This is a genomic window from Bradyrhizobium macuxiense, assembly GCF_007993935.1.
Classification (GTDB): domain Bacteria; phylum Pseudomonadota; class Alphaproteobacteria; order Rhizobiales; family Xanthobacteraceae; genus Bradyrhizobium; species Bradyrhizobium macuxiense_A.
Genome location: NZ_VITY01000040.1, coordinates 1 through 2,437, shown reverse-complemented (window position 1 = coordinate 2,437; position 2,437 = coordinate 1). Strand labels below are relative to the sequence as shown.

Here is a 2,437-nt window from a genome sequence, read left to right as displayed (position 1 = left end):
CTGTTCGCGTATTGCGAACAATGGTCGCAAATTTTACTTGACGACATCGACCGCTTCTGCGCACTCTCGCGAACAGCGGACGCAGTTCGCGTATGATAGCCGTGTGAACAAGAAATGAGACAAATATCGTGACAAAAGCGGCGCCAGGAACGGCTCAGGCAAAACTCGGCGTCGATATCGGGGGGACATTTACGGACGCCGCATTGGAGGTGGAGGGCAAACGCTTCACTACCAAGACCCTCACCACCCATCAGTCGCCTGATGACGGCGTGATTGAGGCCGTCGGTGCAGTTCTCAAAAACGCCGGAATGACTTACTCGGACTTGGAACTAGTGGTTCACGGCACGACGCTCGCGACAAACGCCTTGATCGAACGTCGGGGCGCGCGAACCGCAATGCTCACAACCGAAGGCTTTCGTGATGTCATCGAGATCGGACAAGAATTTCGCTTCGACCTTTTTGACCTTTTTCTCGAACTTCCTGCGCCTCTGATCAGTCGTGAGTTGAGGCTGCCCATCCGCGAGCGCATCGGCGTGGGTGGCCGCGAGTTGTTGCCGCTTAATGAAAGTGATGTCGCTGCCGCGATTGAAATCCTCAAGCGCGAGAAAATCGAGTCGGTAGCGATTTGCTTTCTTCATTCATATGCCAATACCGCTCATGAGGAGCGTGTTCGAGATCTCATTAAGGCAGTGCTACCTGACCTCTCTATAACTATTTCCGGAGAAGTTGCGCCAGAGATGCGGGAGTTTGAGCGCTTCTGCACCGCGGTCGCGAATGCGTACGTGCAGCCGAAGATGGCGAACTATCTATTCCGCCTCGATCAGCGTCTCCGTGAACTCGGTCTGCGCAGCCCGGTTTTAATGATGCTTTCAGGCGGAGGACTTACGGACATCGCCACCGCGGCAGCATTCCCCGTTCGACTAGTGGAATCGGGGCCTGCCGGTGGTGCCCTCTTTGCTGCATCGATTGCCGCCGAAAACGGGCTTGACGATGTCATATCCTTCGACATGGGGGGGACCACTGCAAAAATTTGTCTGATCGACAATGGTCGTCCGCAAACCTCTCGGACTTTCGAGGTTGCGCGCGTCTATCGATTCAAGAAAGGAAGCGGCACGCCTATCAAGATCCCGGTTATTGAGATGGTCGAGATCGGAGCTGGTGGCGGCTCGATCGCGCACGTCGACAGTCTCGGTCGGCTAACTATTGGCCCGGAGAGTGCGGGCTCGGAGCCCGGTCCTGCGGCTTTCTCGAGGGGTGGGAAAAGGCCGACTGTGACGGACGCGAACCTTGTCCTAAGAAAAATCAATCCAGCTGGTTTTGCTGGTGGCAAGTTTGCGCTTAACAGGGGCGCGTCAGTTGCGGCAATAGAAACTTGCCTCTCCGGTGAGTTGCGTCTGGATTCCCATGTCGCGGCTGCAGCCGTAGCAGAAATGGTCGAAGAGAATATGGCTTCGGCAACTAGAGTTCATGCGGTTGAAAGCGGCAAAGAATATCGCAGTCGGGTCCTAATCGCATTTGGCGGCGGGGCGCCACTGCACGCCGCAAGCGTTATGGCGAAGCTCGGTATGCGGCGCTTCCTCGTACCGCCGGGTGCGGGTGTCGGCTCGGCCGTGGGATTCCTGAGGGCGCCAGTGTCCTACGAGGTCGTGCGCTCCCGTCATCAGAAGGTGTCGGCGCTGGATGCACTAGCAATCAATCATTTGTTGGCAGCGATGGAAAAGACGGCGACCGCTATCGTGCGAGTAGCTGCAGGAGGCCAAGAGCTATCGGTGCTTCGGAGCGCCTCGATGCGTTATGTTGGCCAAGGGCACGAAATCACAGTGAGTCTGCCCTCGCGACCTTTCCGCACAGATGACTCTGGGAGCCTCGCCGAGGCATTCGCTGATCGCTATCGAGAAATCTATAAGCGCAATGTATCGGGAGCGGACGTTGAAGTCCTGACTTGGTCAGTTCTTGTTACGACCGCTGCTCCACCAACGACGAACTATGGCGCTCAGCTGGCCTCCTTTACGCCAACACCGAATTCCCACCGGAAGGTGTTCGACGGCCGGAGCAGCTGTGAAAAGCTCTATGCTATTTTTTGGCGTCTTGATCTTAAGCCTGGCGCGGCCATCCAAGGACCGGCCATTGTCGAAGAAGATGAGACTTCTACGGTAATTCCGGAAGGCGTTACAGCAACTGTTCTCGCTTCTGGCGCCATTCTCGGCGAGGTTGAGTCGGCGCGCGCAACTTTCCAAGCTACTCATGAGGTTCATGATGCGCAGTGTGATTGATTGCCAGTTCCTGTGCAAGCGACCGATCGCTGTTTGAGAGGAGTGGAAAGGGCCATGATCGGTGGAGGAGCTCGATGCCTCGACCTGACTTGAGAGATTCAATCTATCGCTGTTGAGCTGATTGAATCTTACCCATTCGAGACCTGCAGTCGAAGGCCGCTCGG

At 56.2% G+C, this 2,437-nt stretch carries 1 protein-coding gene; it reads left to right on the top strand.

The annotated features are described in order from the left end of the window. The first annotated feature begins 128 nt into the window (after window positions 1–128). Window positions 129–2,273 carry a hydantoinase/oxoprolinase family protein gene (locus FBZ93_RS40345; RefSeq protein WP_146993224.1) on the top strand — a complete coding sequence of 715 codons (2,145 nt, stop codon included), beginning with the start codon at window positions 129–131 and terminating at the stop codon, window positions 2,271–2,273. The last annotated feature ends 164 nt before the right edge of the window (window positions 2,274–2,437 follow it).